The 20,895-nt window shown below is 70.2% G+C and carries 22 protein-coding genes and 2 tRNA genes; 16 read left to right on the top strand and 8 right to left on the bottom strand.

The window, feature by feature from the left end; genetic code table 11:
* Window positions 1-122: 122 nt before the first annotated feature.
* Window positions 123-812, top strand: a complete 690-nt coding sequence (locus DK368_RS07215; protein WP_114393259.1) for a tRNA-uridine aminocarboxypropyltransferase — start codon at window positions 123-125, stop codon at window positions 810-812.
* Window positions 813-896: 84 nt separating this feature from the next.
* Here the strand turns inward: DK368_RS07215 and DK368_RS07210 are convergent, their stop codons facing one another.
* The 6 genes from DK368_RS07210 to aroA form a co-directional block, all read right to left on the bottom strand.
* Window positions 897-1,259 carry a lipopolysaccharide assembly protein LapA domain-containing protein gene (locus DK368_RS07210; protein WP_114393258.1) on the bottom strand — a complete coding sequence of 121 codons (363 nt, stop codon included), beginning with the start codon at window positions 1,257-1,259 and terminating at the stop codon, window positions 897-899.
* A complete protein-coding gene (ihfB, locus tag DK368_RS07205; protein WP_114393257.1) occupies window positions 1,252-1,539 on the bottom strand; it encodes an integration host factor subunit beta in 288 nt (95 codons plus the stop codon). Before ihfB ends, DK368_RS07210 begins: the two co-directional genes overlap by 8 nt.
* A 286-nt stretch (window positions 1,540-1,825) precedes the next feature.
* The gene (rpsA, locus tag DK368_RS07200; RefSeq protein WP_114393256.1) at window positions 1,826-3,532 is read right to left on the bottom strand and encodes a 30S ribosomal protein S1; all 1,707 of its coding nucleotides are present in this window, start codon (window positions 3,530-3,532) and stop codon (window positions 1,826-1,828) included.
* 229 nt (window positions 3,533-3,761) lie between these two features.
* Window positions 3,762-4,427, bottom strand: coding sequence for a (d)CMP kinase (gene cmk, locus DK368_RS07195; protein ID WP_114393255.1), 666 nt, complete (start codon window positions 4,425-4,427; stop codon window positions 3,762-3,764).
* Window positions 4,428-4,539: 112 nt separating this feature from the next.
* On the bottom strand, window positions 4,540-5,151 hold the full coding sequence (gene gstA / locus DK368_RS07190) for a glutathione transferase GstA (RefSeq protein ID WP_114393254.1): 612 nt from the start codon (window positions 5,149-5,151) through the stop codon (window positions 4,540-4,542).
* A gap of 163 nt (window positions 5,152-5,314) precedes the next feature.
* A complete protein-coding gene (aroA, locus tag DK368_RS07185; protein ID WP_240002376.1) occupies window positions 5,315-6,646 on the bottom strand; it encodes a 3-phosphoshikimate 1-carboxyvinyltransferase in 1,332 nt (443 codons plus the stop codon).
* A gap of 252 nt (window positions 6,647-6,898) precedes the next feature.
* Between aroA and DK368_RS07180 the strand changes: the two genes are divergently transcribed.
* The 12 genes from DK368_RS07180 to DK368_RS07125 all read left to right on the top strand — a co-directional run bounded on the left by DK368_RS07180 (window position 6,899) and on the right by DK368_RS07125 (window position 17,171).
* The gene (locus DK368_RS07180; protein WP_114393253.1) at window positions 6,899-7,303 is read left to right on the top strand and encodes a TIGR02300 family protein; all 405 of its coding nucleotides are present in this window, start codon (window positions 6,899-6,901) and stop codon (window positions 7,301-7,303) included.
* 151 nt (window positions 7,304-7,454) lie between these two features.
* Window positions 7,455-7,530: transfer RNA gene (locus DK368_RS07175), tRNA-Ala, on the top strand.
* Window positions 7,531-7,731: 201 nt separating this feature from the next.
* A tRNA-Ala gene (locus DK368_RS07170) sits at window positions 7,732-7,807 on the top strand.
* Window positions 7,808-7,964: 157 nt separating this feature from the next.
* Window positions 7,965-9,017, top strand: coding sequence for an iron ABC transporter substrate-binding protein (locus tag DK368_RS07165; protein ID WP_114393252.1), 1,053 nt, complete (start codon window positions 7,965-7,967; stop codon window positions 9,015-9,017).
* Window positions 9,014-10,054 carry a FecCD family ABC transporter permease gene (locus DK368_RS07160; RefSeq protein ID WP_240002375.1) on the top strand — a complete coding sequence of 347 codons (1,041 nt, stop codon included), beginning with the start codon at window positions 9,014-9,016 and terminating at the stop codon, window positions 10,052-10,054. The genes DK368_RS07165 and DK368_RS07160 overlap by 4 nt, the downstream gene beginning before the upstream one ends.
* On the top strand, window positions 10,054-10,821 hold the full coding sequence (locus DK368_RS07155; protein ID WP_205028098.1) for an ABC transporter ATP-binding protein: 768 nt from the start codon (window positions 10,054-10,056) through the stop codon (window positions 10,819-10,821). The genes DK368_RS07160 and DK368_RS07155 overlap by 1 nt, the downstream gene beginning before the upstream one ends.
* 334 nt (window positions 10,822-11,155) lie before the next feature.
* Window positions 11,156-12,376 carry a macrolide transporter subunit MacA gene (macA, locus tag DK368_RS07150; protein WP_114393250.1) on the top strand — a complete coding sequence of 407 codons (1,221 nt, stop codon included), beginning with the start codon at window positions 11,156-11,158 and terminating at the stop codon, window positions 12,374-12,376.
* A gap of 3 nt (window positions 12,377-12,379) precedes the next feature.
* Window positions 12,380-14,341 carry a MacB family efflux pump subunit gene (locus tag DK368_RS07145; RefSeq protein ID WP_114393249.1) on the top strand — a complete coding sequence of 654 codons (1,962 nt, stop codon included), beginning with the start codon at window positions 12,380-12,382 and terminating at the stop codon, window positions 14,339-14,341.
* The gene (locus DK368_RS07140) at window positions 14,338-15,711 is read left to right on the top strand and encodes an efflux transporter outer membrane subunit (protein WP_114393248.1); all 1,374 of its coding nucleotides are present in this window, start codon (window positions 14,338-14,340) and stop codon (window positions 15,709-15,711) included. The genes DK368_RS07145 and DK368_RS07140 overlap by 4 nt, the downstream gene beginning before the upstream one ends.
* A 196-nt stretch (window positions 15,712-15,907) precedes the next feature.
* Complete coding sequence (gene fliN, locus DK368_RS07135) at window positions 15,908-16,210, top strand: flagellar motor switch protein FliN (RefSeq protein ID WP_114393247.1); 303 nt, start codon at window positions 15,908-15,910, stop codon at window positions 16,208-16,210.
* Window positions 16,211-16,365: 155 nt separating this feature from the next.
* Entirely contained in the window at window positions 16,366-16,869 is a 504-nt protein-coding gene (locus DK368_RS07130) for an Hsp20 family protein (RefSeq protein WP_114393246.1), read from the top strand.
* Between the two features lie 83 nt (window positions 16,870-16,952).
* Window positions 16,953-17,171, top strand: coding sequence for a DUF1150 family protein (locus DK368_RS07125; protein WP_114393245.1), 219 nt, complete (start codon window positions 16,953-16,955; stop codon window positions 17,169-17,171).
* Window positions 17,172-17,238: 67 nt separating this feature from the next.
* On the opposite strand, the gene DK368_RS07120 is transcribed toward DK368_RS07125, so the two are convergent.
* The gene (locus DK368_RS07120) at window positions 17,239-17,439 is read right to left on the bottom strand and encodes a hypothetical protein (protein ID WP_114393244.1); all 201 of its coding nucleotides are present in this window, start codon (window positions 17,437-17,439) and stop codon (window positions 17,239-17,241) included.
* Between the two features lie 41 nt (window positions 17,440-17,480).
* Window positions 17,481-18,668 carry an FAD-dependent oxidoreductase gene (locus DK368_RS07115; RefSeq protein WP_162305921.1) on the bottom strand — a complete coding sequence of 396 codons (1,188 nt, stop codon included), beginning with the start codon at window positions 18,666-18,668 and terminating at the stop codon, window positions 17,481-17,483.
* A 214-nt stretch (window positions 18,669-18,882) separates the two neighbouring features.
* On the opposite strand from DK368_RS07115, the gene DK368_RS07110 reads away from it, so the two are divergent.
* From DK368_RS07110 to DK368_RS07100, 3 genes are read left to right on the top strand one after another with little or no spacing between them, the layout of a single operon-like run.
* Entirely contained in the window at window positions 18,883-19,509 is a 627-nt protein-coding gene (locus tag DK368_RS07110; protein WP_114393444.1) for a PepSY-associated TM helix domain-containing protein, read from the top strand.
* Between the two features lie 10 nt (window positions 19,510-19,519).
* The gene (locus DK368_RS07105; protein WP_114393242.1) at window positions 19,520-20,032 is read left to right on the top strand and encodes a DUF2271 domain-containing protein; all 513 of its coding nucleotides are present in this window, start codon (window positions 19,520-19,522) and stop codon (window positions 20,030-20,032) included.
* A gap of 31 nt (window positions 20,033-20,063) precedes the next feature.
* Window positions 20,064-20,879: a DUF4198 domain-containing protein gene (locus tag DK368_RS07100; RefSeq protein ID WP_114393241.1), complete on the top strand. Its 816-nt coding sequence runs from the start codon at window positions 20,064-20,066 to the stop codon at window positions 20,877-20,879.
* Window positions 20,880-20,895 lie beyond the last annotated feature (16 nt).

Raw genomic sequence — 20,895 nt, 5'->3', positions numbered from 1 at the left:
GCGTTTCAGGCCGCCGCAGCCGACGGCGCGGTGCAGGAGGCGGGAACGCAGCCCCTCTGCGCGCGGCACGCGGGTCGGCACCCCCTGCCAAAGCCGCGGCGCCTGCGTTAGGATGCGCCATCATGAGCGATGAACTGCTGTCCCCGCCCCCGCCCGCCCCGCCGGAACCCTGCAAGACCTGCGGCAAGCCCCCCGATCTCTGCCTCTGCGCCGAGCTGGAACCCGTGCGCACGCGCCTCGGCCTGCTGATCCTGCAGCATCCGCAGGAACAGGATGTGGAGCTGGGCACGGCCCGGCTGCTGTCGGGCCAGATCGAGGGCGCGGTGGTGAAGGTGGGCCTGTCCTGGGCCAATCTGGCCAAGGCGCTGGGCCGGTCCCAGGCCGACCCGCGGCGCTGGGGCGTGCTGCACATGGGCAGCAAGGAGGATGTGGCCAAGGTTCCCCGTGGCGGCATCGCCGTGGTCGGCAAGAACGGCCCGCTGCCGGACAGCGACATCATCCTGGCCGATCTCGAAGGGCTGGTGCTGATCGACGGCACCTGGTCCCAGGCCAAGACCCTGTGGTGGCGCAACGCCTGGCTGCTGAAGCTGCGCCGCGTCGTCATCCATCCCGATTTCCGCTCGGCCTACGGCACGGTGCGGCGCGAACCGCGCAAGGAAAGCGTCAGCACGCTGGAAGCCGGCGCCTTCGCCTTCGGCAAGCTGGAGGGCGATCCGGGCCTGCAGGAGCGGCTGTTGCAGCCGTTCGACCAGTTGCTGGACCGCTGGAAGAAGCGCCGCCGCCGGCCGCATCCGCCAGCCCCGGCCGCCTGACCCGCCGCCTGAGACCCGCCCCTGAGACCCGCCTGGGGGCGGGACATCCCCGCCCCACCCGCCTTGCTCCGGAGCGGTCCGGAATCAGCCCGCCGGCGGCAGCAGGGTCGCCGGCAATGCCGTTGCCGCCTTGGCGCCGTCCTGCTGCTGCAACGCCTTCAGTTCGGCTTCCAGCCGGTCGGCCCGGCGCTGGTGCGCCCGTTCCGCCTTGCGGTGGTGGTGCTGCCCCAGCCAGGTCACCGCCCCGCCGGCGATGAAGCCGACGACCAGGGTCACCAGCACCAGCGCATAGACCGGCGCCTCCAGCCGGAACGGCAGCGGCCACAGCGCCAGTTCCACCGGCGTCAGGTTGGAGACGGCGAAAGACACGGCCACCAGGGCCAGCGGCAGCGTCACCAGCCAAGACAGCACGCGCGTCAGGCGCCGCCGGCGCGGGGCGTCATTCATCGTCGGTGTTCAGCCGCTCGCGCAGCTGCTTGCCGGTCTTGAAGAAGGGGATGGCCTTCTCCTCCACCGACACGCTTTCGCCGGTTCGGGGATTGCGGCCGGTGCGGGCATCGCGCCGCTTGACCGAGAAGGCGCCGAAGCCGCGCAGCTCCACCCGGTCGCCCCGGGCCAGGGCCTCGGTGATCTCGTCGAAGACGGTGGTGACGATCTTTTCCACATCCCGCTGATAGAGATGCGGATTGCGTTCCGCCAGACGCTGGATGAGTTCGGATTTGGTCATTTCTTCTGCTTCCCCCCGTGACGCCGGGCCGCTTGTCGGCCAAGGGGCCGGTCGGCCCCACCTCCCCAGGGGAGGTCCGCCGCGCCGCCCTGGCCGGCAAACAACAGAGTGCCGCAGTGAATAGGGGCACGCAAGGGTAACCCGTTCATATGCATGCGCTTTTTAGGCACAGATGAGGAACCTGATCCCAAGGCGGCAACCGGAAAGACGAAGGGCCGCCCCGGTTTCCCGGAGCGGCCCCCAATCCCGACGGTCCCGAACGGGAACCGGCAGATCGTTTCGTCCCTTACTCGCCCTGCTGCTTGCGCTTCAGAGCGGCGCCCAGGATGTCGCCCAGCGAGGCGCCGGAGTCGGAGGAACCGAACTCCTGCATGGCCTGCTTCTCCTCCTCGACCTCCTTGGCCTTGATGGAGAGGCTGATCTTGCGGGTCGCACGATCGACCTGGGTGACCTTGGCATCGACCTTCTCGCCGACGGCGAAGCGGTCGGGCCGCTGCTCGGAACGCTCACGCGACAGGTCGGACTTGCGGATGAAGCCGGTGAAGCCTTCGCCCACCTCGACCTCGATGCCGCCCTCGGTGACCTGGGTCACGGTGCAGGTGACCACGTCGCCCTTCTTGACGCCAGCGGCAGCCTGCTCGAACGGATCGGAGGCCAGCTGCTTGATGCCGAGGGAGATGCGCTCCTTCTCGACGTCCACGTCGAGAACCTTGACCTTGACCTGGTCGCCCTTCTTGTAGTCCTGGATGGCCTGCTCGCCCGGACGGTTCCAGTCCAGATCGGACAGGTGGACCATGCCGTCGATGTCGCCCGGCAGACCAACGAACAGACCGAACTCGGTGATGTTCTTGACCTCGCCTTCCAGCTCGGTGCCGCCCGGGAACTTCTCGACGAAGGCCTCCCAGGGGTTCTGCATGGTCTGCTTCAGACCCAGCGAGATGCGGCGCTTCACCGGATCCACGTCCAGCACCATCACCTCGACCTCCTGGGAGGTGGAGACGATCTTGCCCGGATGGACGTTCTTCTTGGTCCAGCTCATCTCGGAGACGTGCACCAGACCCTCGATACCCGGCTCCAGCTCCACGAAGGCGCCGTAGTCGGTGATGTTGGTGACGCGGCCCTTGAACTTGGCGCTGACCGGGTACTTGGCTTCCACACCCTCCCACGGATCGGCTTCCAGCTGCTTCATGCCGAGGCTGATGCGCTGGGTCTCCGGGTTGAAGCGGATGACCTGGACCGTGACGGTCTGGCCGATCTGCAGGGCTTCCGACGGGTGGTTGATGCGGCGCCAGGCGATGTCGGTGACGTGCAGCAGGCCGTCAACGCCGCCCAGATCCACGAACGCACCGTAATCGGTGATGTTCTTGACCACGCCCTGCAGCACCTGGCCTTCCTTGAGGCTGGCCACCAGCTCGGAGCGGGCCTCCGCACGGCTCTCTTCGAGCACGGCGCGGCGGGACACCACGATGTTGCCGCGCGAGCGGTCCATCTTCAGGATCTGGAAGGGCTGCGGGGTGCCCATCAGCGGGGAGATGTCGCGCACCGGGCGGATGTCCACCTGGCTGCCCGGCAGGAAGGCCACGGCGCCGTTCAGGTCGACGGTGAAGCCGCCCTTGACGCGGCCGAAGATCACGCCGGTGACGCGGGCCTGGTCGTTGAACGACTTCTCCAGCAGGGTCCAGGCTTCTTCGCGCTTGGCCTTCTCACGGGACAGGACGGCTTCGCCGTTCTTGTCTTCCATGCGCTCGAGATAAACCTCGACGGTGTCGCCCGCCTTCAGCTCGACCGGCTGGCCGGGAACGGCGAATTCCTTCAGCGCGACACGGCCTTCGGACTTCAGGCCAACGTCGATCAGCACCTGATCGTTCTCAACGCGAAGGACCTTGCCCTTCACGACGGTGCCTTCGAGGCTGTCGGCGGCGCCGAACGATTCCTCGAGCAGGGCGGCGAAGCTCTCCTTGGCGGGAGAAGCCTTGGTGGAAACCTGGGCCATGAAAACTCCTAAGGTGGATCCAGGAGCGGCACGCCATCCGCTAGCCGACACGCCCGAGCCGGTTCGCCGAATCTTGCACCGCCGCGCCGGACACCACGCCCGGCGACTTGGGTTGATGCGCCCGGCCCCATGCCGGACGGCTTTTCACCCGCCCGCGGCACCATCGCCGCCGGCCGGTCTGGTCTGTCCCGAAGGACGGGGCCTGCCGGAGCGGCAGGGTCCCGCCGGATCAGCGCCCGGAAAAGCCGGGGCGCGACCGGATGAAGGTCATGGCTGCGTCGAAGGCCTGCTCGGCATCCAACGAGGACGTATCAAGCAAAAACGCGTCGGCAGCCGGCACGAGGGGTGCTACCGCCCTCTGGCTGTCGCGCGCGTCACGGTCCAACATGTCCTTCAGGACGTCGGCGTATATAGCCCCGATGCCGCGGCCGAGCAACTCTTTGAGTCGGCGCTCCGCCCGCACTTCCGTGGTGGCGGTGACGAACAGCTTGGCCGGGGCATCGGGGCAGACCACCGTGCCGATGTCCCGCCCGTCCAGCACGGCGCCGGCCGCCCCGGCCGGGGGCGTGCGGGCGAAGTCGCGCTGGAAGTCCAGCAGCGCCGCCCGCACCGCCGGCACGGCGGAGACGACGGAGGCGGCACGCGCCGTCTCATCGGCCCGCAGGGCGGGGTCGGCGGTCAGGGTGCCGATGCTGTCCGGCGTCAGGCTGCGGGCCGCCACGGCCGCGGCGACGGCATCGGCCGGATCGCCGCCCTGGCGCAGGCGCACCAGCCCCACGGCGCGGTAGAGGCCGCCCGTATCCAGATGGGCGAAGCCCAGGGTGGCGGCGATGCGGCGGGCGAGCGTGCCCTTGCCGCTGGCGGCGGGGCCGTCGATGGCGATGACGAGGGACATGGGCCTGGATCGGTCGGGGTCGGGATTGCGGGCGCCACCGTGGTACCCCCGGCCGGTTCCGTCAAGACCGCTGTGGCCGCGGGATGAGTGACCAGCCCGCGGCCCGCAGGCTTCAGCCCAGCAGCCCTTCCGCCTTCATGGCCGCCTGCACCGCCGGGCGGGCGGCGACGCGGGCCTGGAAGGCGGCCAGATGCGGCAGATGACCGATGTCCAGCTTCAGGAAGCCGGCCCAGCCCACCACGGTGAACAGATAGGCGTCGGCGATGGTGAAGCCGGCGCCGGTCAGGAACGGGCGGTCCTTCAGCACCCCATCCACATAGGCGAGACGCCCCAGCAGCCTGTCCACCGCCGCGGCGCGGGCGGCCTCGGTCGTGGCCGGGTTCCACAGCGGGCCGAAGCCCTTGTGCAGTTCGGTGGCGATGAAGGTCAGCCATTCCAGCAGACGGTAGCGCTCCATGCCGCCATGGACCGGGGCCAGCAGGCCGGCCGCGGCGCGGTCGGCCACATAGGACAGGATGGCCACCCCCTCGGTCAGCACGGCGCCATCGTCCAGCACCAGGGCTGGGATGTAGCCCTTGGGATTGATGGCGAGGAAATCGGCACCGTCCGCACAGGCGCGGTTGTTGCGCAGGTCCACCTTGACCAGATCGACCGGCAATCCGGCCTCGCGCAGGGCGATGTGGGAGGCCAGGGAGCAGGCGCCGGGAGAATAATACAGCTTCATGGGGACAGATCTCTTCTTCGGTCGACACCGGCACCGCCCCCGGTCCGGGACCGGTGCCGCTTGTGACGCCGAGTGTGTCCGTTGCCCGGCGGACGGAAAAGATGCCGGACCGCAACGCACTGTCCCGCCCGCCGCAACCGTGTCCCGGCGCCGGCGGCGGGGATCAGTCCTCGCCGATGGCCGTCCCCAGCCCGTTCATCAGCGTCACGAAGCCGGGGAAGCTGGTGTCGATGAAGGCGCCGTCATCCACCCGCACCGGTTCGTCGCTGGCGCTGCCCAGCACCAGAAAGCTCATGGCGATGCGGTGGTCCATGGCGGTGGCCACGGTGGCGCCGCCGCGGGGCGGGGCGCCGGTGCCCTGCACCGCCAGCCAGTCCTCGCCGAACTCCACGGCGACACCGCAGGCCTGCAACCCGGCCACGATCATGGCCAGGCGGTCGCTCTCCTTGACCCGCAGCTCGCCGATGCCGCGCATCAGCGTCCGCCCCTGGGCGCAGGCGGCGGCGATGGCCAGGATGGGGTACTCGTCGATCATGCTCGGCGCCCGCTCCGGCGGAACCTCGACCCCCGTCAGCGTCCCGGCCCGCACCACCAGATCAGCCACGGGTTCGCCCGCCTCCTCCCGCCGGTTGGTGAAGGCGATGTCGGCCCCCATCTCGATCAGCGTGTCGTAGAGCCCGGTACGGCGCGGATTGATGCCCACGCCCGGCAGGGTGATGACACTGCCCGGCCGGATCAGGGCCGCCACGGTGGGGAAGGCGGCCGAGCTGGGGTCCGACGGCACCCGCAGGTCACGGGCGGTCAGGCTGGCCTCGCCGGTGACGGTGGCGGCCAGGGCGCCGTCCTCGGTCGGCTCCACCACCACCTCGGCCCCAAAATGGCGCAGCATGCGCTCGGTATGGTCGCGGGTGGGTTCCGGCTCGATCACGGTGGTCCTGCCCGGCGTGTTCAGCCCGGCCAGCAGGATGGCAGATTTCACTTGGGCCGACGCCACCGGCAGGCGGTAGCTGATCGGCACCGGCATGGAGGTGCCGACGACCGCGCCCGGCAGCCGCCCGCCCGAGCGCAGCACGAAGCTGGCGCCCATGGTGGACAGGGGCGTGGTCACCCGGGCCATGGGCCGCTTGGTCAGGGAGGCATCGCCGGTGAAGATGGTGGTGAAGGGATGCGTCGCCACCAGCCCCATCAGCAAGCGCGCCGCCGTACCGCTGTTGCCCATGTCCAGCACCCGGTCCGGCTCGGCCAGTCCGCCGACGCCGCGTCCGCGGGCGATCCAGCTTCCGTCCGCCTGTCGCTCGATCCCGGCGCCCAGCGCGCGCAGGGCATCGGCCGTGCGCAGGACATCCTCCCCTGTCAGCAGCCCCTCGATCCGTGTCTCTCCCAGGGCCAGGGCCCCGAACATCAGGGCACGGTGGGAGATGGACTTGTCGCCGGGCACGCGCACCGTGCCGGACAGGGCACCGCTGCGCCGGGACAGCAGGGGGCGGGGGGGCATGGCGTGGGACATGGGCTTGCTCGAATCGGCGGTCACAGGGACAGAATATTCTGCCATGCTCCTAGCATATCCACCGGGCCGGAGGAAATCGCGACAGACCCGCCGGGCCATGAGCGGGGCACATCGCCCCCTTCCGCCGCCTTTACGGGGCAGCCGCCATTCTAGCGGTTGACGGGGGCCGGGACTCATGGCATGTGCCGCCGCCATACCGCGGCGCATGGAATGGGCGCGCGTGAACAATGGAGGTTTAACGTGGCCAAAGCCGAATGGGGCGTGAAGCGCATCTGCCCCAACTGTGGCACGCGCTATTACGACATGCGGAAAGACCCGCCGGTTTGCCCGTCCTGCAGCACGGTGTTCGATCCGGAGGCACTGCTGCGCTCCCGCCGTGCCCGCCCGATCCCCGTCGAGGATGTGAAGAAGCCCCCCGTCGAGGTGGAGGATGAGGAGACGCACACCATCGATGCCGAGGAGGAGACCGCCGACGAGGAGTTGGACGCGGCCGCCGATGATGTCGAGGTCCCCGGAATCGAGGATGGGGAGGATGTGGACGACGCCGTCGAGGACGAGGACGTCCTGCTGGAGGACGCCGACGAGCTGAACGACGGCGACGACATGGGCGAAGTGGTGGACGTCGAGGGCGACGAGGATCGCTGAGGCCAAGGATCGCTGAGGCCAGGGGACGACGGAAGGCCGGCTTTTACGAAAAAGAAACTGGCCCCTCCATTTTTCCCTTGCACCGTCGCGCGACTTCGACGATAAACCGCCCCCACGAACGCCGGGGACCCAGCCGGCGCTCACGAGTTCCGGGGCCATAGCTCAGCTGGGAGAGCGCTACAATGGCATTGTAGAGGTCAGGAGTTCGATCCTCCTTGGCTCCACCAAATCCGAAGGGCTCCGCCGACACCGGCGGGGCCCTTCGTCGTTTCCGGCCCCGGCACGGCGCCGGAGGCCGCGTAACGCCGGAACCCTGACCGGCATGAGGCCGCCGCAGCCGGACCATGCCAAAAACCTCTTGCCTCCCGCGCCGAGTTCGCGCATATACCGCGCCCACGCGCCGTTCCCAGACGGCAGCGACGGGTTCCGGGGCCATAGCTCAGCTGGGAGAGCGCTACAATGGCATTGTAGAGGTCAGGAGTTCGATCCTCCTTGGCTCCACCAGATCCGAAGGGCTCCGCCGACACCGGCGGGGCCCTTCGTCGTTTCCGGGCTCCCCCCGGTGGTTTCCGGCGCTGCGGAAAAGCTGCAGCCTTCTGCAAATCCCGCTACGCTCCGTCTGCTGCGGCCGCCAGAGCCGCCCGGTCCGGAGGGGATGCAAATGAGGCGCGCGGCCGCCATCCTGATCACCGCCCTGATGCTGGTGCTGGCCGGGCCTGTCCAGACCGCCCTCGCCCGCAGCATGACCGATGATGGCGGGCGGGTGGTGACCGTGCCCGACAAGGTGGAGCGGGTGTTCGCCGCCGGGCCACCGGCCGCCATCCTGCTGTATACCCTGGCGCCGGACCTGCTGCTGGGCTGGCCGCGGGAGAACCGGGCGCGGGAAAAGGCCTTCCTGGCCGAACCCTATGCCAGCCTGCCGGCCACCGGCCGCATCGCCGGGCGCGGCAGCAGCGCCGGCCCCGAAACCGTCCTGGCCCTGAAACCGGACCTGATCCTCGATGTGGGAGCCACCCGGGGCAGCTTCGTCGATTCCGCCGACCGCACCCAGCAGCAGACCGGCATCCCCTATATCCTGCTGGACGGGCGCTATGCCGCCATTCCCCGCACCTACCGCACCCTGGGCGCCCTGCTGGGCCGCGCGGACAAGGCGGAGGAGCTGGCGGGCTGGGCCGAGGCCATGCTGGCCGATATCGACCGGCGCCTGTCCACCCTGCCGCCGGACAGGCGTCCGCGCGTCTATTACGGCCGCGGCACCGACGGGTTGCAGACCGGCCTCGCCGGCTCCATCAATCTGGAGGTGCTGGACCGGGTCGGGGCCGTGAACGCCGCCGCCGGCGCCGGGGCGGGCGGGCTGGCCGAGGTGTCGCTGGAACAGGTGCTGGCCTGGGACCCGGACGTGATCCTGACCATCGACCCCAATTTCCACCGCCGCCTGGGCAGCGATCCGCGCTGGCAGGTGCTGCGGGCAGTCCGGGAAGGCCGGGTCTATCTGTCGCCGAGGCTCCCCTTCGGCTGGGTCGACTTCCCGCCGGGGGTCAACCGGCTGATCGGCGCCCGCTGGCTGGTGTCCGTCCTGTATCCCGACCTGTTCCCCGAGGATATCCGGCCCATCGTCCGCGACTTCTACCAGCGTTTCTACCATGTGACGCTGAGCGACGCCCGGATCGGGGCGCTGCTGGCCGTGGCCGAGGCCGGCGAGGTCGATCCGTGACGGCGGGCCTTCTGTCCCGCTGGCGGCTGTCCTGCTGGCGGCTGCCCGCGCTGCTGCCGCCACTGCTGCTGGTGCTGATGCTGCTGCTGGCCTTTGGCCTCGGCGCCTTCGCCATCAGCCCGGCCGATCTGGCCCGCGCCGTCTGGGCCCGCCTCAGCGGCGGCGACAGCGGCCTGGCCCCGGCCGTCGAGACGGTGATCTGGCAGATCCGTCTGCCCCGGGTGCTGGCCGCTGTCCTGGTGGGCGCAGCCCTCGCCTCGGCCGGGGCGGCCTATCAGGCCATGTTCCGCAATCCCCTGGTCAGTCCCGACCTGCTGGGCGTGTCGGCCGGGGCCAGTCTGGGGGCCATTCTGGGCATCGTGCTGTCGCTGCCGGTGCTGGCCATCCAGGGGCTGGCCTTCCTGGGCGGGCTGGCCGCCGTGGCCCTGGTCTATGGTGTGGCGGCGGCCGTGCGCGGGCAGGACCCGCTGCTGTTCCTGGTCCTGGCCGGGATCGCCGTCGGTGCCCTGTTGAGCGCCGCCATTTCCCTGCTGAAGGTGCTGGCTGATCCCTATGACCAGCTGCCGGCCATCACCTACTGGCTGCTGGGCAGTCTGGCGGCGGTGACGCCGGAGGACGCCGCCGCCCTGCTGCCGGCGCTGCTGCTGGGCCTGCTGCCGCTGGCGCTGCTGCGCTGGCGCATGAACCTGCTGACCCTGGGGGAGGAGGAGGCCCGCGCCCTGGGCGTGGAGACCGGGCCGCTGCGGCTGGTCTTCATCGCCGGTGCCACGCTGGTGACGGCGGCGGCCGTGTCGGTGGCCGGCACGGTGGGCTGGGTCGGTCTGCTGGTGCCCCATGTGGCCCGGCTGCTGGTGGGGCCGGACTTCGCCCGGCTGTTGCCGGCCGCCGCCCTGCTGGGGGCCGGGTTCCTTCTGGCCGTGGACACGGCCGCCCGCACCCTGGCCGCGGTGGAGGTGCCGCTGGGCATCCTCACGGCCTGCTGCGGCGCGCCCTTCTTCCTGTGGCTGATGGCCAGCCGCCCGCGAGGCTGGGCGTGATGCTGGAAACGCTGGACCTGGCCTATGGCTATCCCGGCCGAACCCTGGGCAGCGGGATCACGCTCAGCCTGGAGCCCGGCGAGGTGCTGTGCCTGCTGGGCCCCAACGGCAGCGGCAAGACCACGCTGTTCAAGACGCTGCTGGGGCTGCTGCCGCCCCTGGGCGGGCAGGTGCGGCTGGGCGGCGCCGATCTGGCCGGCCTGCCAAGACGGGCGGTGGCGCGCCGCATTGCCTTCCTCCCACAGAGTCACACGGTGCATTTCCCCTACCGGGTTCGGGATGTGGTGCTGATGGGGCGCGCGGCCCAGATCGGCCTGTTCGCCACGCCCGCCGCCGCCGACCGGGCGGCCGCGGATGCGGCGCTGGAGTCGGTGGGGATCGCGCACCTGGCCGGCCGCTCCTATGCCGAGGTGTCCGGCGGCGAGCGTCAACTGGCCCTGGTCGCCCGCGCCCTGGCTCAGGGCGCCCCCGTCCTGGTCATGGACGAGCCGACGGCCAGCCTGGATTTCGGCAATCAGGTCCGGGTGCTGCAACGGGTGCGGCAGCTGCGGGATGCCGGCCACAGCATCGTGCTGTCCACCCACGACCCGGCCCAGGCCCATGCCCTGGCCGACCGGGTGGCCCTGCTGCGTCCGGGCGGGCTGGCCGCCCTCGGCCCCCCGGCCCGGGTGGCGACGGCACAGGCCCTGGCCGCGCTGTATGGGGTCCCCGTCGCCGTCGAGCGTCTGGCCGCCGCCGGAACCGTGGCCGTTGTGCCACGGCTGTGAGGCCGGTCATGGGACAGTCCACCGTCGCCATGAACCCCGCCATGGCCCGGCGGGGCCAATGACGCTATACCTCGTCCGGTCTCCTCACGGCGGGGGTGACGGGTTTGCCGCGCCGCCCCGTATAAGGTCGTAGGGCTTCCTCTCAACGGACGTAACCATGACGACTGCCCGTCTGCTGCCGCAGAGGCGCCGCGCCGACCCTCTGGACCCGACGGTCCGTTCCCACGCCCTGCGGACGACGCCGCGCTGAAACCGGCCAACACTCACGATCCTTCCTCCCGTCCCCGCGTCCGGACGCCTTGCACAGGCGCAGCGGACCTTGCCGCCGAGAACCATGAAGACCAACACCCGCCCCCTCCTCCGCTGGGTTCTGATCCTCCTCGCGATCGTGGTTGTCGCCTGGGGCGCCAAGGCCATGTTCTTCCCCGCCAGCAGCACCCCGCAGATGGCCACCGCCCCGGTGACCACAGGCGACGTCGAACGCACCGTGCTGGCCACCGGCACGCTGGAAGCCGCCAACCTGGTCAGCGTCGGCGCCCAGGTGTCGGGCCAGGTGAAGTCGCTGAAGGTCGTGCTGGGCCAGCCGGTGAAGAAGGGCGACCTGATCGCCCAGATCGACTCCGTGCCGCAGCAGAACGCGCTGCGCAATGCCGAGGCCAGCCTGACCAACATCAAGGCACAGAAGCTGGCGCACAATGCCTCCCTGGCCCAGGCCCGGCTGACCTTCCGCCGGCAGAAGGAGATGATGGCGGCGGACGCCACCTCCCGCGCCGATTACGAGGCGGCCGAAGCGGCCCTGAAGACGGCCGAGGCACAGGTGGCGGCCTATGACGCCCAAATCGCCCAGGCCCAGGTGCAGGTGGAAACCGCCCGGGTCAATCTGGGCTACACCCAGATCACCGCCCCCATCGACGGCACCGTGGTGGCCATCGTCACGCTGGAAGGCCAGACGGTGAACGCCAACCAGACGACGCCGACCATCGTCAAGCTGGCCGATCTGTCCTCGATGACCATCAAGGCCCAGATCTCCGAAGCCGATGTGGTCAAGGTCAAGCCGGGGCAGGAGGTCTATTTCACCATCCTGGGCGAGCCGGACAACCGCTACACCGCCAGCCTGCGCACGGTGGAGCCGGCACCGGACTCGATCAAGACCGACTCCACCAGCAGCGCGGCCAGCAGCTCCAGCAGCACCGCCACGGCCATCTATTACAATGGCCGGTTCGACGTGCCGAACCCGGACGGCAAGCTGCGCATCTCCATGACCGCCCAGGTCTCCATCGTGCTGGCCCGGGCCACGGGCGTGCCGACCATCCCGTCGGCCGCCCTGGGGCCGCGACGCCGCGGCGGCACCTACATGGTGCAGGTGCTGGGAGCCGACGGGCAGGTGACCCCGCGCGAGGTCAAGGTCGGCGTCAACAACAATGCCATGGCCGAGATCGTCGAGGGGCTGAAGGAGGGCGATGAGGTGGTGATCGGCCAGGCCGGCATGGTGTCCGTGCCCACGGCCCAGCAGCGCCCCGGCATGCGCCGCCCGCCGTCGCCGCTGGGGTTCTGAGCCATGGGCGCTCCCCTGATCGAACTGCGCGCGCTGCGCCGGGAATTCCAGTCCGGCGGCGAAACGCTGGCGGTGCTGAAGGATATCGACCTGACCATCGAGGCCGGGGAGATGGTGGCCATCGTCGGCGCCTCCGGTTCCGGCAAGTCCACCTTGATGAACATCCTGGGCTGCCTGGACCGGCCGACCTCCGGCAGCTACCGCATCATGGGCCGCGAGGCCGGCAGCCTGGGTCCGGACGAGCGGGCGCAGCTGCGCCGCGAGCATTTCGGCTTCATCTTCCAGCGCTACCATCTGCTGCCCGACCTGGATGCCACCGGCAATGTCGAGGTGCCCTCCGTCTATGCCGGCAAGGAGCGGGGCGCCCGCCGCGCCCGCGCCCTGGACCTGCTGACGCGCCTGGGCCTGTCCGACCGCACCGACCACAAGCCGGGCCAGCTGTCCGGCGGCCAGCAGCAGCGTGTCTCCATCGCCCGCGCCCTGATCAATGGCGGCGACGTGGTGCTGGCCGACGAGCCCACCGGCGCGCTGGACCGCCAGAGCGGCGAGGAGGTGATGCGCATCCTGCAGGAGCTGCACGCCGACGGGCACACGGTCATCATCGTCACCCACGATATGAGCGTGGCCGAACATGCCGGCCGCATCATCGAGCTGAGCGACGGCGAAGTCATCGCCGACCGCCCCGGCGCCGGATCGCGCGTGCGCAGCACCGCCCGCCGCGACGCCGCGCCGACACCGGAAAGCGCCAACTGGCAGGCCATGCTGGACCGCTTCCGCGAGGCGTTCCGCATGGCGCTGCTGGCCATGGCGGCGCACCGCATGCGCACCTTCCTGACCATGCTGGGCATCATCATCGGCATCGCCTCGGTGGTGTCAGTGGTGGCGCTGGGCGAGGGGTCGCGCCGGCAGGTGCTGGCCAATATCAGCTCCATCGGCACCAACACGCTGGAGATCATGCCGGGCAAGGATTTCGGCGACCTGCGCTCCGGCGCCGTCAACACGCTGGTGGTGGGCGACGCCGATGCCCTGACCGGCCAGCCCTATGTGGACAGCGTCACCCCCACCGTGAACAGCAGCCAGACCCTGCGCTTCGGCAATGTGGCGGCCACGGGTCAGGTCAGCGGCGTGGGCGTGCAGTATTTCCGCGTGCGCGGCATCACGCTGGCATCCGGCAGCTTCTTCGACCAGGACGGGGTGCGCAGCCTGTCCCAGGACGTGGTCATCGACGACAACACGCGCAACACGCTGTTCAAGGACTTCCCCGGCAGCCCCATCGGCCAGGTGATCCTGGTGGGGGCCGTGCCCTGCCGCGTCATCGGCATCACCGAGAAGCGCTCCGGCGGGTTCGGCGGCAGCAGCGAGACCCTGACGGTCTATCTGCCCTACACCACGGTGATGTCGCGCATCCTGGGCAAGAACACGCTGCGCAGCATCACCATCCGCGTCAGCGACAGCACGCCCATGGACGTGGCCGAGGATGCGGTGACGAAGTTCCTGACCCAGCGGCACGGGACCAAGGACTTCTTCATCATCAACACCGACCAGATCCGCGAGACCATCACCCAGACCACGGCGACACTGACACTGCTGATCGCCGCCATTGCCGTGATTTCCCTCATCGTCGGCGGCATCGGCGTGATGAACATCATGCTGGTGTCGGTGACCGAGCGGACCAAGGAGATCGGCGTGCGTATGGCTGTCGGTGCCCGCCAGAGCGACATCCTGCAGCAGTTCCTGATCGAGGCGGTGCTGGTCTGCCTGCTGGGCGGCATCATCGGCGTGCTGCTGGCGCTCAGTATCGGTGTCGCCTTCCAGATGGCCGGGGCCAGCTTCAAGCTGATCTACTCCGTGACCTCCATCGTGGCCGCTTTCGGCTGCTCCACCCTGATCGGAATCGCCTTCGGGTTCCTGCCGGCCCGCAGTGCCGCGCAGCTGGATCCGGTCGACGCATTGGTGCGGGAATGATGCGCCTTACCTCTTTGGCGGCGCTGGGCGCCGCCCTGCTGCTGACGGCGTGCAACACCACGACGCCCTACAGCACGCCAGACGTTTCGATACCGGACCAGTACGGCCACGCCGCGGCCGGCGCCGCCGCCGAGTCGCAGGCGCGGCCGGTCTCCTCCGGTCCCTGGTGGCGCAGCTTCGGCGACCCGCGGCTGGAGCGGCTGGTGGGGCAGGTGCTGGAGCGCAACAACAATCTGGCCGCCGCCGCCATCCTGGTGCGCCGGGCCCAGTTGCAGGCGGGTCTGGCCGAGGAGAATCTGGTGCCGCAGCTGGGGGCCAGCGGCAATGCCAGCACCACGCGCCGCGATGGCCGCACCACCGACAGCTATTCGGCCTCCGCCTCGGTCTCCTACGAGGTCGATCTGTGGAACCGGCTGGGCAGCCTGCGCGATGCGGCCCAGTGGGAAGCCGAAGCGACGCAGCAGGACCGGGACGCAACGGAACTGACGCTGATCGGCACCACGGCAGGTCTTTACTGGCAGCTGGCCTATCTCAACCAGCAGATCGCCTCGGGCCAGCAGAGCATCGCCTATGCGCGCCAGACCCTGGATCTGGTGCGCACCCAGTACCGCACCGGCGCCGCCTCGGCGCTGGAGGTCAACGAGGCCGAGCAGAGCCTGGCCACGCAGCTGGCGGCGCAGAGCCGGCTGGACCAGCAGCGGGTGGAGACGCGCGCCTCCATCGCCCTGCTGCTGGGCGGCCAGCCCTGGAGCGACGGGCCGGAGCCGCAGGCCCTGCCGCTGGCGCCGCTGCCGGCGGTGGAGCCGGGCCTGCCGGCCAGCCTGCTGGGCCGCCGCCCCGACCTGCGGGCAGCGGAACTGCGCCTGCGCGGCAGCCTGGCCGATGTGGACGCCACCCGCACCAGCTACTATCCCGCCCTGAGCCTGACCGGCAGCTATGGCAGCAGCAGCAGCAGCCTGTCGGACCTGCTGTCCAATCCGGTGGGCACCCTGGGCGCCGGCCTGACCCTGCCTTTCCTGAACTGGGAGAAGGTGCGGCTGAACACCGCGATCTCCCGCGCCGACTATGAGCGGGCGGTGGTGACCTTCCGCCAGACGCTGCAGCAGGCCCTGGTCGATGTGGACAACGCCCTGTCGGCCCGGCAGCAGCTGGCCATCCAGGCCGAGCAGCAGCAGACATCGCTGGAGGCCACGCGCACGGCCGAGCGGCTCTATGCCGTGCGCTACCGGGCCGGTGCCGTGCCGCTGCGCACCTGGCTGGACGCGCAGGAACGGCGGCGCAGCGCCGAACTGGCCTTCGCTCAGGTGCATCTCAACCGCCTGACCAACCAGGTGACGCTGTACCAGGCCCTGGGCGGCGGCACGACCTGATCCGGGCAGCGCGCGGGGCCGGGGTCCGTTGGTCTCTGACTGCCGAGCAGTGACTGCCCAGCAGTGATTGCCCAACATCGATTGCCCAACTTTGTCCGGGGCGGGCGCGCTTTCCCGCCCCGGTTCCTTGCCCTATAGTGGGCCGCAGCCGGGGGCGACCCCGGCCCGCCCCGTCCCCTTCTGCGTGACATCCAGCATGCCCGAACCCAGCTCCGGCGAAGAATTCGACAAGGGCAGCGTGCTCGGTGTGCCCGTGCAGGTCTCGGTCCGGCTGGGCCGGCGCCGGTTGCGCATCAGCCAGCTGCTGCGCCTGGGTCCCGGCGAGATCGTCGATCTGGAACGGGCGGTGGGCGAGCCGGTGGACGTGTTCGTCAACGACCGCATGGTGGCCCGCGGCGAACTGGTGGTGGTGGACGGCCGGCTGGGCCTGACCATCGTCGAACTGCTGCCCCAGGCCACCCGCGGGCGGGAGCCGCTGGGTCCCGGCCCCGGCGAGTAGACGCCCGCCCCCTGTCCCGGACCAGGGCTGACCGCGGAGCAGGGCGGTACGGCGCGGCGCTTGCCTTGATCGGAACAAGGCAATACCCATGTACACCCTGGGGACGGCGCCGGTGCCGGGCCGGTCCCAGCTCGCTCATGCCGAGGAGATGCGCCGTGACCACCCGCCTGTCGCTGTTCAACAGCCCGTTCCTGCTTGGCTTCGACCAGTTCGAGCGCACGCTCGACCGCATCGCCAAGAGCGCCAACGAAGGCTATCCCCCGTACAATATCGAGCAGGTCGCCGAAGATCGGCTGCGCATCACCCTGGCAGTCGCCGGCTTCACCGCCGAGGATCTGCAGGTGCAGATGGAGGACAACCAGCTGGTCATCCGCGGCAAGCAGACCGACGACAAGTCCCGCATCTATCTGCATCGCGGCATCGCCGCCCGCCAGTTCCAGCGCAGCTTCGTGCTGGCCGAGGGCATCGAGGTGCTGGGATGCAGCCTGGACAACGGTCTGCTGCATGTGGAGCTGCGCCGGCCGCTGCCCGAACCCAAGGTCCGGACCATCAAGATCGATACGCCGCAGGGCGGCACCGACGCCCCGGGTCCCCAGACCATCGACCTGTCCCCGGACCGGCCCCTGCCCGGCAAGGCAAGCCCCGATCCCCTTGGCTGAGGCCTTTTACCATCTGTTCAGGTCTTTCCCGTCACAGTAGCCATGCGGGGGCACCGCCGCCCGCATGCCCGGAGTTCCGTGCCATGACCACCGCCAGCCAGTTCCTCCGTCAGCTGTCCAGCCAGGATCTCGCCGCCTATGGCGTCAACGACATCGCCTATGTGAAGGCGGTGGAGATGCAGGGCGAACCGGCCTTCGCCATCCATGCCGCCGACGGCACCGTGCTGACCGTGCTGAAGAACCGCGACCTAGCCGTCGCCACCGTGCGTCAGCACGACATGGAGCCGGTCTCCATCCACTGAGCCTGAGCCGGAGCCGCCCGGTCGGGGCACCGACCCGGAGCGGCTGAGCATCGGCACGGCGCCGGCATCAATCCGGCGGCCGGCGCAAAGGCGCGGCAGGAGTCAGGGGGCCGGCATCGGGCGTCTGCACCGCCTCGGCCCTGGCCTTGTGCGCCGCCTCCACCTCCGCCCGTTTGGCCTCGTCCTCTTTCCGTTCCCCGGGAAGATGCCCGCTCATGGCCCCGTCCCGTGCCGGACCGCCACGCAGTTCCCCTGTCTCCTTGCCCATGCGTCCATTCCCCTGTTCCGTCCCGCCGGGACCAACAGGCGTCATCCCGTCCCGTTCCCGCCGTCCGGCGCCGCCATCGGTGACGGCAGGTCGTGGAAGCCGGCCATGAAGGCGCGGTCGATCCGGTCCTTCCAGGTCCAGGCCCAGCCGCCGGCCAGGGCCAACGGACCCCAGGCGGCGATGGCCCGCCGGCCCCCCAGCGCCATCAGCATGAGATAGCGCCGCTGCGGGGTGAAGGGGCGGAGGGGCTGGCCGCGATGGCGGCGGCGCAGATTGTCCAGAAGCGGTCCGGCCTGCCGCACGGCGAAGACGCCGGCCTTGGGCCGCGGATGCTCCAGCACGGCGGCACAGTCGCCGGCGGCGAAGATGTCGTCGTCATCCAGCAGCTGCAATGTCGGCCTGAGCGCCAGGAAACCGCGCCCGTCCAGCGGCAGGCCGGTGCCAGCGAACCAGTCCGGCGCCCGGGCGCCTGTCGTCACCAGCGCCAGATCGCAGGCCAGGTCCCGGCCGCTGTGCAGCCGCACCCGGCCGGGCAGGATGGCGGCGACGGCATCGGCCTCCACCAGGTCCACAGCACCCGGCCGCAGGGCAGAGTGGGCCAGGGCACGGCGGGCCAGAGCGCGGGCCAGCCGGCTGCTGCCGGCCAGCAGCGGCCCGGCGGCCACCAGCGTCACCCGGCCATCGGCCAGTCCCATCGTGTCGAGCCGGTGCCGCAGGGCGAAAGCCAGCTCCAGCCCGGCCACACCGGCCCCGACCACGGCAAAGGACCGCGGCCCGTCCGGCCGCGATAAGGCCGCCAGTGCCTGTTCCCAGCGGGCGGCGAAGGCGGACACCGGCTTCACCGGCAGGGCATGGGCCGCCGCCCCGTCGATCCCGTCCAGGGCCGGCACGATGCCCACATCGATGGACAGCAGGTCGTAGGCCAGGCTGCCGCCGTCGGCCAGATGCACGCGCCGCGCCGTCCTGTCGATGCCGACGGCCTGTCCGGCCACGATCTCCGCGCCTGCGCAGGCCGCCAGCCGCGGCAGGTCGATCTCCAGCGCCGCCCGGGCATAGTGCCCGGCGACAAAGCCCGGCAGCATGCCGGAATAGGCCGCCCGCAGCTCCCTGGCCAGCAGCACCGGACGCAGGCCGGCTTCCGGCTGCCGCGCCAGCGCCCGCAGCAGCAGCGCATGGGTGTGACCGCCGCCGACCAGCAGCATCGTCCGTGTCGCAGGCACGCCCGTCATCCCGGTCTTCCCTTTCACCGCCGCGGCTGCACCGTTCCCTGGCAACCGGCCCCGCCGCCGGAGCCTACGCGCCAAACGGGAAAACCCTGCATGCAGAAGTGATGGCCACGCCGACGAAAGATAAAGTTGCGAGTCATTCGCATTCATGGTCTGGTGTGCGCCGTTCCGAGGCCGGCCACAGGTGTGGCAGGCCCTTTCCGTTCGACCCGACCTGATGAAGAGCACCCGCGACCAGACCCGCCGCGCCTTCTGGCTGAAGCAACTCCACCAGTGGCACTGGGTCAGCTCGGCCCTGTGCCTGATCGGCATGCTGCTGTTCGCGGCCACCGGCATCACGCTGAACCATGCCCACCAGATCGAAGCGGCCCCGACCCGCAGCGAGCAGAGGGCGGCCCTGCCCGAGGCGCTGCGCCCGGTGCTGGCCGCGGCGGCCCAGGCCAAGCCGGCCGAGTTGCCGGCGCCGCTGGCCGACTGGATCGCCGGGACCCTGTCGGTGTCCGTCCGCGGCCGGACGGTGGAATGGTCGGCGGACGAGGCCTATGTGGCCCTGCCCCGCCCCGGCGGCGACGCCTGGCTGGGCATTGATCTGGAAAGCGGCGAGGCCGTCCATGAACTGACCGACCGCGGCTGGATCTCCTACCTCAACGACCTGCACAAGGGCCGCAACACCGGCACGGCCTGGAGCTGGTTCATCGATATCTTCGCCGGCGCCTGTCTGGTCTTCACCCTGACCGGGCTGGTGCTGCTGCAGTTCCATGCCGCCGGCCGCCCGGCCACCTGGCCCGCCGTGGGGCTGGGGCTGGTGCTGCCGGCGCTGCTGGCCATCCTGTTCATCCACTGACGAGGTCCCCATGCGTGTCCTGGTTCCCGTGACCCTGTCCGGCCTGATCGCCAGCCCGGCCCTGGCGGCCGAAATGGCGGTCACGGTCGAGATCCCCCAGCTGAGCGTCGCCGAATACCACCGCCCCTATGTGGCCCTGTGGGTGGAGCGGCCGGACCAGAGCGTCGCCGCCAATCTGGCCGTCTGGTACGACGTCAAGATGCGGGACAATGAGGGGACCAAATGGCTGAAGGACATGCGGCAATGGTGGCGCCGCATCGGCCGGGACCTGACCATGCCGGTGGACGGCGTCAGCGGGCCGACCAGGGCGCCGGGCGAACACCGCGTCACCTTCGTCCCCGGCCAGAACGGCGTGCCCAAGCTGGACCCGGGGTCCTATGTGCTGGTGGTGGAAGCCGCCCGTGAAGTGGGCGGGCGCGAACTGCTGCGCATCCCCTTCGAATGGCCGGCGGCCAAGCCGGCCCAAGGAACGGCCAAGGGCGAGGCGGAGCTGGGCCGCATCGCCCTGGACGTCACCCCCTGATCCTTTGCAACAAACAACCGGAAACGCGACCATGAAGACGATGTTTGCCCGCGCCGGCCTGGCCCTGCTGCTGACCGCCGCCATCGCCCTGCCGGCCTCCGCCCACCGCACCTGGATGCTGCCCTCGGCCACCGTTCTGTCGGGCGACGATCCCTGGGTGACGGTGGACGCCGCCGTGTCCAACGACCTGTTCTATTTCGACCATGTGCCCCTGCGCCTGGACGGTCTGACCGTCACCGCCCCCGATGGCAGCGAGGCCAAGGCCGAGAATGCGGCCACCGGCAAGTACCGCTCCACCTTCGACCTGCATCTGGACAAGCCCGGCACCTACAAGATCGCCCTGGCCAGCAGCGGCCTGATGGCGATGTATGAGGAGAACGGCAAGATGAAGCGCTGGCGCGGCACCGCCGAGACCTTCGCCAAGGAGGTCCCCGCCGACGCCAAGAACCTGCGGGTCATCGACAGCCAGCGCCGGCTGGAGACCTTCGTCACCTCCGGCAAGCCCAGCGACACGGCGCTGAAGCCCACCGGCAAGGGGCTGGAGCTGGTGCCGGTGACCCACCCCAACGATCTGGTCGCCGGCGAGGCCGCCACCTTCAAGCTGCAGCTGGACGGCAAGCCCGCCAGTGACATGGAGGTCTCCGTGGTGCCCGGCGGCAAGCGCTACCGCGACGATCTCAAGGACATCAAGGTCAAGACCGGCAAGGATGGCAGCTTCAGCGTGACCTGGCCGGAGGCCGGCATGTACTGGATCAGCGCCAGCTACGAGGACGAGAAGACGGTGCAGAAGCCGGCCAACAAGCGCATGGCCAACTACACCGCCACGCTCGAAGTGCTGCCGCAGTGATGCGGCGGGACGGGTC

The sequence above is a fragment of the Oleisolibacter albus genome (assembly GCF_003336875.1).
Taxonomy (GTDB): Bacteria; Pseudomonadota; Alphaproteobacteria; order Azospirillales; family Azospirillaceae; genus Niveispirillum; species Niveispirillum album.
This window is presented reverse-complemented; position numbering and strand designations above follow the sequence as displayed.

Coding starts and splice junctions, on each gene's coding strand:
- DK368_RS07215 (WP_114393259.1), top strand. CDS start 123: ATGAGCGATGAACTGCTGTCCCCGCCCCCGCCCGCCCCGCCGGAACCC.
- DK368_RS07210 (WP_114393258.1), bottom strand. CDS start 1,259: ATGAATGACGCCCCGCGCCGGCGGCGCCTGACGCGCGTGCTGTCTTGG.
- ihfB (WP_114393257.1), bottom strand. CDS start 1,539: ATGACCAAATCCGAACTCATCCAGCGTCTGGCGGAACGCAATCCGCAT.
- rpsA (WP_114393256.1), bottom strand. CDS start 3,532: ATGGCCCAGGTTTCCACCAAGGCTTCTCCCGCCAAGGAGAGCTTCGCC.
- cmk (WP_114393255.1), bottom strand. CDS start 4,427: ATGTCCCTCGTCATCGCCATCGACGGCCCCGCCGCCAGCGGCAAGGGC.
- gstA (WP_114393254.1), bottom strand. CDS start 5,151: ATGAAGCTGTATTATTCTCCCGGCGCCTGCTCCCTGGCCTCCCACATC.
- aroA (WP_240002376.1), bottom strand. CDS start 6,646: ATGCCCCCCCGCCCCCTGCTGTCCCGGCGCAGCGGTGCCCTGTCCGGC.
- DK368_RS07165 (WP_114393252.1), top strand. CDS start 7,965: ATGAGGCGCGCGGCCGCCATCCTGATCACCGCCCTGATGCTGGTGCTG.
- DK368_RS07155 (WP_205028098.1), top strand. CDS start 10,054: ATGCTGGAAACGCTGGACCTGGCCTATGGCTATCCCGGCCGAACCCTG.
- macA (WP_114393250.1), top strand. CDS start 11,156: ATGAAGACCAACACCCGCCCCCTCCTCCGCTGGGTTCTGATCCTCCTC.
- DK368_RS07145 (WP_114393249.1), top strand. CDS start 12,380: ATGGGCGCTCCCCTGATCGAACTGCGCGCGCTGCGCCGGGAATTCCAG.
- DK368_RS07140 (WP_114393248.1), top strand. CDS start 14,338: ATGATGCGCCTTACCTCTTTGGCGGCGCTGGGCGCCGCCCTGCTGCTG.
- fliN (WP_114393247.1), top strand. CDS start 15,908: ATGCCCGAACCCAGCTCCGGCGAAGAATTCGACAAGGGCAGCGTGCTC.
- DK368_RS07125 (WP_114393245.1), top strand. CDS start 16,953: ATGACCACCGCCAGCCAGTTCCTCCGTCAGCTGTCCAGCCAGGATCTC.
- DK368_RS07120 (WP_114393244.1), bottom strand. CDS start 17,439: ATGGGCAAGGAGACAGGGGAACTGCGTGGCGGTCCGGCACGGGACGGG.
- DK368_RS07115 (WP_162305921.1), bottom strand. CDS start 18,668: ATGACGGGCGTGCCTGCGACACGGACGATGCTGCTGGTCGGCGGCGGT.
- DK368_RS07110 (WP_114393444.1), top strand. CDS start 18,883: ATGAAGAGCACCCGCGACCAGACCCGCCGCGCCTTCTGGCTGAAGCAA.
- DK368_RS07105 (WP_114393242.1), top strand. CDS start 19,520: ATGCGTGTCCTGGTTCCCGTGACCCTGTCCGGCCTGATCGCCAGCCCG.
- DK368_RS07100 (WP_114393241.1), top strand. CDS start 20,064: ATGAAGACGATGTTTGCCCGCGCCGGCCTGGCCCTGCTGCTGACCGCC.